The organism is Acidocella aquatica, from assembly GCF_030160635.1.
GTDB lineage: Bacteria > Pseudomonadota > Alphaproteobacteria > Acetobacterales > Acetobacteraceae > Acidocella > Acidocella aquatica.
Genome location: NZ_BSOS01000085.1, coordinates 1 through 7,649, shown reverse-complemented (window position 1 = coordinate 7,649; position 7,649 = coordinate 1). Strand labels below are relative to the sequence as shown.

Below are 7,649 nucleotides of genomic sequence, written 5' to 3'. Positions count from 1 at the left end.
GAAAGCGTGAATCGCCTTCAGAAAAACGGCTAGAGCCTGATCGCACTTAAAGCAATCAGGCTCTAGTAGGCACCTGACGGCGAAATATTTGGCGCCACGCCAAGCCGGTTGCGGCCATAGATTTCGTAACTCAGCATCGGTAGGTTGGTGATGTGCCGCAGCCCGACGTGAATGTCGCGCCAATAGCGGCTCAACGGGTTGCTAAGCGAAAATGCTGAGGAGCCGGCAATAAACATCAATGTTTCGATCGATTTGTGAACCAGTTGCACGATTTGCGCGCACTGGGCTTTATGCTTGGCACGATCGGCGTCGGTTAGCACTGTGCGGTTGAGCCCGGCTTCGTCCAGCATACCTGTTGCGGCGAACAACAGCAGTTTCGCGTTGTCGAGCTGGGCGGCAACCTCGCCGAGGGCATGCACCAACGCGCCAGATTCGGAGCGAGTTTTATAGGTGGTGGTAACGATTGGCTTTTTCGTCGATTCTGCCTCGACAATTTCTAGCATCGCCTCGGCTGCACCGACAAGTTGGGCCAAGCCGGTGGCGCGTACGACGGGCACAACCGGGAGGTTATCAGATGCGGCGCCCCAATGTTTTTTGTTGGGTTCAACATGGCCGAATGGCTTATCCATCGTCACCATCAGATGTTCGGGAACGAAAACCTCTTTCGCGACGCTGGTATCGGAGCCCGTGCCCTGCATGCCGGTCACGAACCAAGTATCTTGCATTTCCAACTGGCTGAATGGGATGTAGACCATGTTGATGCCAGGCACGACAGGACCGCTTGTGTTTTCCAGCATCACACCTGATTGCGCCCAATAGGACTGCCGCGAGCCAGATGTATAAGGCCACGCACCACTGACGATGTAACCACCATCCACCTTACGGGCTTTTCCAGGTGGGTTGTATGCGCCGCAGACCGCTTTGGGTCCTTCGCCGAATAGAGCTTCCTGGGTTTTGTCCGAGGTCAGGCTGGCGACCCAGGTAGTGCCGTTGACGATCTGTACCACCCAGGAAACTGATGGATCGCCCTTGGCAATTTCCATCTGAACTTTCGAGAAGCCGGTCATGGAAAGACCAGCACCGCCCCAGCGTTTGGGTAGCAGCATACTCAAAAGGTTGTTTGACACCAAAGCTTCGTGCACGGCAGGCGTTGGCGCGCGGAGCCTTTCGCCTTCCGCAGCTTCGGCCTGAAACAGGGGACGAAGTTCGCGGGCCTTAGCGATAAAAGGTTCGGCATCGCCATAGCCAGTTGGGCCGGCCGCGGCTTCATGATTGACTAACATATCCATGCTCTAATTCTCCCCGGGAGCGTGCGTGCGTCCCGCTAATGTGATAATCCAGCTTTCGAGTTTTTCAGGGACCTGCCCCCAGACTCTGACCCATGTGCTGTTCACGGGAATGATCAGTGTGCTGAGCTGCATACGGACTAGTGCTTCAACCACGCCATCACGGTCTATAGGTGAGTCGGCTAGTGTGTCCAGATAATCAAATGTCAGATTGAGCGCCGTATATACCGCGATTTTATGACGATCAAAATGACTTCGAAAGAAGTCGATATAGAAACTTGGTTCGATCTCGAAAATACGGTCCGGCGTATGGTCGTTGGTGTACTCCGCGAAGAAACGCATGACTGCACGAAAACGTTCCATAGGGTCGGTGGTTGTCTCTGCCGCCTCACGGACGCCGTTCTCAAAGTTGGACGACACGAATTCACTGACCGCCGCCAGCACATCTTCCTTGGTCGAAAAATAACGGTAAAGCGTACCACGGGAAATTTCCGCGGCATTGCAAATATCGCTCATCGAGAGTCGCCGTGTTCCCCGCCCTCCGATCGCTTTCAGGGCGCCTTCCATGATTTTAACAATGCTCGGCGGCAACTTGGCGTTGCGGGCCGGTAGCGGTTCGGTCATGGAGACAGGGGCTAGTTCATTCACCGGACATCTCCAAGCTCAGCCAGATTATGTGGTTTGCTTACATAACCGGGAAGATTTTGCCCACCATCGACGTTAATCAGTTCGCCAGTGATGAAGCGCGACATCTGCGACGCGAGGAACACCACGACTGGTCCTATATCGTCCTCCGGATCGCCAGCGCGCAGCAGGGGATTGTTTTCTGTCGCGGCCTCCAGGAAACCGGGAACCTCCTTCACCAGCTTGGCGAAAACCTGGCCAAGCCCGGTCGGAGAAATCGCGTTGACGCGGATGTTGAAGCGGCCCCATTCCACGGCGGCGCTGCGCGTCAGGCCCAGAATGGCCGATTTGGCGATGTTGTAGTCCGCATGCAGCCAAGCACCGGTATCGGCATCGATCGAGTAGAAATTCACCACCGATCCACCGCCGCGCGCTCGCATATGCGGGAAGGCGGCCTGCATGCCCCACCAGCTGCCCCATAGCGCAATCTCCAGCGTGCGCTTGAGCATTTCATCGGTCTTGTTTTCAAGCAGGATATTCGGCGTGAGCGTGGCCGCGTTATTCACCAGAATATCCAACCCGCCAAAATGTTCCACAGTGCGCGCGACCATCGCCTCGACATCGGCTTTTACGCCCACGTCGGCCGCGAATCCCAGTGCCTCCCCGCCGAGCTCCTTGCGGATGGTAGCGGCTTCCGCCTCGGCAGCTGCACCGTCACGGCCGGTAATCACAACTTTGGCGCCTTCGCGTACCAGCCGGCGCGAGATACCAAGTCCAAGACCCTTGGCGCCACCAGTTACAATCGCGACTTTACCTTCGAGTAATCCGGTCATGCCGTTACCTTCTCTTCGTTGAGGGTGCTCAAAGAGCGATCCAAATCCATTCGTTCTTCACAAAACGGGCCTGTCAGCACATAGCCACGGGTGGCGCCGCAGGTGTCGTGGAATAGGTATTTGATGCCGTCGGCATTGCCATCCACCTTCACCCATTCACCCACGGTATCACGCGGGGCAGGCAGCAGAACAATCGGGCAGGTGGTGGTTTTTACCTGTACGGAGAGTGTCGGGAAGCTGATTTTTGTCGGTGTTCCCAGTATGCTCGGCGCAATGGCGCGGGCCACGGCCATGATCGGGCTGACGTAAGCCGCCAAGCCGATGGTATATTCGGCACAGTCGCCGATGGCGTAGATATAGGGATCACTGGTGCGGCCCGTCTCATCCACTTTGATGCCGCGATTGACCTCAAGCCCTGCTTCCTTCGCCAGTTGAGTCCGCGGACGCAGGCCGACAGCGGAAATCACGTTATCAGCCTCGATCTGTGTGCCGTCGTCCAAGGTCACCGTGGTGGCGGCGCCGGCGCGGTTCATGGCCACGACGGTGCGGCCAAGATGCCAGACGACGCCTTCTTTGGTCAGGCAATCGCGCAGCAAATCACCAACCTCGGAAGGCACAAGCTGCGCCAGCGGATGTGTTTGCATATCCACGGTTGTTGGCTTGTAGCCGGAGATCGAGAGATCGTTGGAGAATTCGCTGCCGACCAGTCCCGCACCCATGATCGCAACACGTGCACCTGGTTGCAACTGATCACGGAAGGCTGCGTAATCCTCAAGATGATTGATCGAGACCGCCCGGTCGGCCGCGTCGCCCTGAATGGGCGGGCGGATTGGTTCGCCACCCAAGGCCAGGACAAGCGCGTCATAAGGTAGTGGGCCGCCGGTGGTCAGTAGCACCTTGCCGTGCCTGTCGATGGCTTCAACCAGGCGGCCGGCTCGGATTTCCAGCCGCAACTGCGCGGCCATTTTCTCGGCCCGCATCGTGATGAGGCCGGAAGCCGTTTTTTCCTTGCCGAGTGCTGTAGAGAGAGCTGGCTTTGAGTAGAAATGCCCATAGTCATGGGCGATCAGCGTCAGTTCCGCCTCTGGTGACAGGCGGCGTAATTCACGCAGCACAGCATATCCAGCAAGGCCGCTTCCAACGACAACGATATGCGGTTTTGGGTTGCTGGGCATGGCCTATAAAAATACTGCAAGGTTGGACATCGAGAGAGTCGATTGGTCGAGAATAATCTCACGCCGTGCCAGTTTGTATTTGCCGTTGGCAAAGCGCCAGACATCACGCCGCTCACCGGTTGTCTTCTCGTAATCAGGGCTCTCACCACGGCTGCGCGCCAGGTAGAGGTAGCTGACAACCTCATATTCATCGGCGTTCTCAGTCTCGCCTACGCGCACGTTGGTAACATAGCGGCGGGTGCGCGAGGGTGGATCTTCCGCCCAGGCACTCTTGCTCAAGCGGCCGGTACGCATCAGCAGCGACTCATAAGTGTCATCGAAATGCATCATGGTACGCATCACGTCGCGGTCTCGATTTGGGCCTGTGCGAGTCAGCCTGATGGGCGCGGTGTAGACTAGATCCTTGTCCAGCATGGCGACCCAGTCGTCAAAACGGCGTTCATCAAGTGCGGCCGCTTCGTCATAAAGGGTTTCAAGAATCCGGTTATAAATTTCAGAGCCAAGCGGAACACGGTTTTTCGAGGTAAGGCCGCGCATAACCCCGCTTTTGTCAACGGCGGCTGTTGATCGATCGATCATATTGGCTTCCTATTCAGTGAGGATTTGTTTATCAAGACGCCGACATGAGACGGTGGTAGTTCAACCACCAGTTCCACTGTGTGTCGTCCTTGGTGAAGCCCGGATAAAGCAATCCGCCACCCGGCCAGCCTTCCGGCTTTTCGTGGCCATGCAGCGCCTGATATTTCAGTGTGATTGACCGGCTCATCGGACCTTTGGTGTTACGCATGATTTGCGGCCACGTATCGGCATCGTCCTGCTCGATAATACCCGAGGTGCCGGCTTGTTGGATACTGTTCTGCAGCATGTCGCGTTTGACTTGTTCTGGGGCATCTTTTTCAGCAAAGATGTAGTTCACGAACTCAAAATGGTCGGGGCCGCGCGGAATGTAGGTGTGCAGCGCCAGGGCGCCGGAGGAGCCGCCATCGGTCCGCGGTGCAAAAATGAAGAGCACCAAGACGTTCGGGAACATGCCGCCGACTTGCGGCGGGATGGTCGCAAGCATGTCCACCTGCTCGGGCGATAGGTTTTTAAAGAGCTGCGGGATAAGCTCCGGCGTGATGCCGGGGGGCGGAAGGAGATGCAGGCGCTCTTCGGTGGTCTTGCCCTCAAAGCTCACGTTCGAGAACATTTTAAAGGTCTGCGCGGCTTCCAGGCAGCGCAACGAATGGCCTTCGGTGCAGCTGACATCCACGCCGTACATGCCGGGCGCGTTGTCGTAGATCGACTCTGGCGTGCCTCCCATGACGCCGCCTTCCATGAGCGAACGGTGCAGGGTGAGGGTATGGAAACCGTCCGAGGCCGATTGTTCAGAGCCTATTTTCCAGTTTGCAGGGATCATAAAGCGCTGCGGCGGGCCGAGCAGTTCCAAGCCGGAGTCTGTACGGCAGAACAACTGGTCGAAGTAGAATTTGGAGTCGCCAAGAAACTCGTCGAATGACGGGCCTTCAATGTTCCAGGTGGCGAAAATAAGCCCGCCATAAAGATGCACCCTCGCCTTTTTAAGGCCAAGTTCTGATTTCGTCCGTTTGTTGCCGTGCATCTGCTCTTTTTCGATCGGCGCGCCAATGAAATCGCCATCGGGCCGGAATGCCCAGCCGTGATAGATACACCGATGTACCTGCGTATTGCCGGCTTCCGCCGTGCAAACCTTCATGCCACGATGCGGGCACACATTCAGGGAAACGTGAATGCCCCCGTCGCGGCTGCGGGCGACGATTACCTGATCCTCACCCATATCGCGAACCACGAAGTCACCTGGCTTCGGAATTTCCGTATCGTGACCCAGCAACAACCAGGTGCGGGCAAATATCCGCTCCATTTCGAACCGATGAAGCTCCGGGTCATTCATGACTCGCAGCGAAACCTCATTCATCTTAAGATCGATTAAATCATCAATGGTCGTTCCATCGCTCAACACGAGCCCTGCTTTTTTTAGCATGTTTGTCACTCCATTCGTCTATTTTGAGTATTATACATATTGATCAAAATATGTTCAAGTCGTAAAATGTATAAGGGAAATATCAACGCTTAAGGGAACGCGAATGTCAGGTACTATAAAAGAGCAGCTTAAAGTTGTGATTAATAAGCCGGCGTGCAGCGGCTACGGGCTATGTGCGGAGATTTGTCCAGAAGTCTACAAGCTCGATAAAAACGGGATTGTGTATGTGGATGATCCTATCGTGCCGGAAGGGCTGGAGGCGAAAGCCCGGGAAGGTGCAGACGCCTGCCCGCAAGCCGCGATAGAGGTGGTGCCGGTTTAGGTTCAGTATTTGGGCGGCCCTGTCTAACGGCAGGGCAGAAAGATGAGGCCTGCTGCAATAGCAAGCTCAATAATCGGAAGGACCGGCAAGTGAGCAGCAATGAAGATGCGGGCGCCAAGGCGCTGTTCGAGAAATTCGGGACCTATATTCTGCCAGGCCGGGTAAGCGATCCGCGCCGGGGCATTGAGGAAGCCAAGGAAGCTGAGCGCATCGGGCTTGGCGCGGTCTGGATTTCGGAGCGTTATGCCTCGAAAGAGCCTGCCGTGCTAGCCGGAGCTGTTAGCGAGGCAACCTCGAAGATACGCATCGTTGGTACAATGTATGCTACGATGCGTCACCCGATTGTAACCGCCAGCGTCGCTAATCTCATGCAGGCGATGAGCGGAGACCGATTCAGCCTGATGTTTGCCCGCGCGGTTCCCGCTTACATGCAAATGCTCGGCGCCCCCGGAATTACCTTCCCTCGTCTGGCGGACACCATCTCTATCGTCCGCCGCCTCTGGGCTGGTGAAACGGTGACTTACGATGGAATTCTGGGCAAATTCCCCCACCTGAAGCTGACAGATCGCCATGAGGGGCCGACACCACCGATTATTTTCACGGCCATCGGCCCGAAAGCCCTGGCGTTTGCAGGCGAGCATTGTGACGGCGTTTTGTTGCACCCTTTCGTGTCGCCAACGGGTGTTGCGAATTCGGTGAAAATCGTGCGTGACGCGGCGGAAAAAGCGGGCAGGGACCCAGCTTCTATCCGCATTTACCATAACATCATCGTTGCCCCGGATCTGCCCAAGGATGAGGAGGAAGCCGTGGTCGGCGGCCGTGCTGTCACCTATTTCGAGCTTCCAGGTTTCGGCGATCTGATTGTCGAGATTAATGGCTGGGACCTTAATGTGTTGGAAAAACTACGGGCGCATCCTCAGATCGCCGCGTTGAATGGAAAACCAGCAGACCAGGCCTTCACCCGTCAGGAACTGGTTGAAGTTAGCCGCATCCTGCCGCGATCATGGCTCGATGAAGGTGCTGCTGTGGGTACGGCCGCGCAATGCGCGGACCAACTTATGAAATTTCTTGACGCCGGAGCGGATGAGATTTTATTGCACGGCAGCGCACCGAGAGACATGGGGCCGTTAGCGACGGAATTGAAGCGTAGCCTACATAACCGCGCTGCGTTGACCTGATCGGCCCGGATAGAAACCCATAAAAGGAGCCAATGGGGATTGGCAGCTATGCCGATAAAACCTGTGTGGCCGTGGGAACTGGCCCAGTATTTGGCCCCCTCCGTGTCAATGATGATGAGACATGTACCCCCTGGGAATTTACACTTGGGGGCGCAGAAGGTTTACAGTAAGCGTCAGCGGAGAGCCGCGGCTCAATTGATAGCGCAGCATTTTTTATATTTTTTGCCTGAGG

At 56.2% G+C, this 7,649-nt stretch carries 8 protein-coding genes; 2 read left to right on the top strand and 6 right to left on the bottom strand.

Features of this window, described 5'->3' with window-relative positions; all coding sequences use genetic code 11:
- Window positions 1-62: 62 nt before the first annotated feature.
- From QQJ84_RS14775 to QQJ84_RS14750, 6 genes are read right to left on the bottom strand one after another with little or no spacing between them, the layout of a single operon-like run.
- Window positions 63-1,289 (bottom strand): acyl-CoA dehydrogenase family protein, encoded by a 1,227-nt coding sequence (locus tag QQJ84_RS14775; protein WP_284259074.1) that lies wholly within the window; start codon window positions 1,287-1,289, stop codon window positions 63-65.
- 3 nt (window positions 1,290-1,292) lie between these two features.
- The gene (locus QQJ84_RS14770) at window positions 1,293-1,934 is read right to left on the bottom strand and encodes a TetR/AcrR family transcriptional regulator (protein ID WP_284259073.1); all 642 of its coding nucleotides are present in this window, start codon (window positions 1,932-1,934) and stop codon (window positions 1,293-1,295) included.
- The gene (locus QQJ84_RS14765; RefSeq protein WP_284259072.1) at window positions 1,931-2,743 is read right to left on the bottom strand and encodes an SDR family NAD(P)-dependent oxidoreductase; all 813 of its coding nucleotides are present in this window, start codon (window positions 2,741-2,743) and stop codon (window positions 1,931-1,933) included. The genes QQJ84_RS14770 and QQJ84_RS14765 overlap by 4 nt, the downstream gene beginning before the upstream one ends.
- Entirely contained in the window at window positions 2,740-3,918 is a 1,179-nt protein-coding gene (locus QQJ84_RS14760; RefSeq protein WP_284259071.1) for an NAD(P)/FAD-dependent oxidoreductase, read from the bottom strand. The genes QQJ84_RS14765 and QQJ84_RS14760 overlap by 4 nt, the downstream gene beginning before the upstream one ends.
- Before the next feature lie 3 nt (window positions 3,919-3,921).
- Window positions 3,922-4,497, bottom strand: a complete 576-nt coding sequence (locus QQJ84_RS14755; protein WP_284259070.1) for a 3-phenylpropionate/cinnamic acid dioxygenase subunit beta — start codon at window positions 4,495-4,497, stop codon at window positions 3,922-3,924.
- A 31-nt stretch (window positions 4,498-4,528) separates the two neighbouring features.
- The gene (locus tag QQJ84_RS14750; RefSeq protein ID WP_284259069.1) at window positions 4,529-5,917 is read right to left on the bottom strand and encodes an aromatic ring-hydroxylating dioxygenase subunit alpha; all 1,389 of its coding nucleotides are present in this window, start codon (window positions 5,915-5,917) and stop codon (window positions 4,529-4,531) included.
- A 103-nt stretch (window positions 5,918-6,020) separates the two neighbouring features.
- Between QQJ84_RS14750 and QQJ84_RS14745 the strand changes: the two genes are divergently transcribed.
- Both QQJ84_RS14745 and QQJ84_RS14740 read left to right on the top strand, forming a co-directional pair.
- Window positions 6,021-6,239, top strand: coding sequence for a ferredoxin (locus tag QQJ84_RS14745; RefSeq protein ID WP_284259068.1), 219 nt, complete (start codon window positions 6,021-6,023; stop codon window positions 6,237-6,239).
- An 89-nt stretch (window positions 6,240-6,328) separates the two neighbouring features.
- The gene (locus tag QQJ84_RS14740) at window positions 6,329-7,417 is read left to right on the top strand and encodes a TIGR03857 family LLM class F420-dependent oxidoreductase (protein ID WP_284259067.1); all 1,089 of its coding nucleotides are present in this window, start codon (window positions 6,329-6,331) and stop codon (window positions 7,415-7,417) included.
- The last annotated feature ends 232 nt before the right edge of the window (window positions 7,418-7,649 follow it).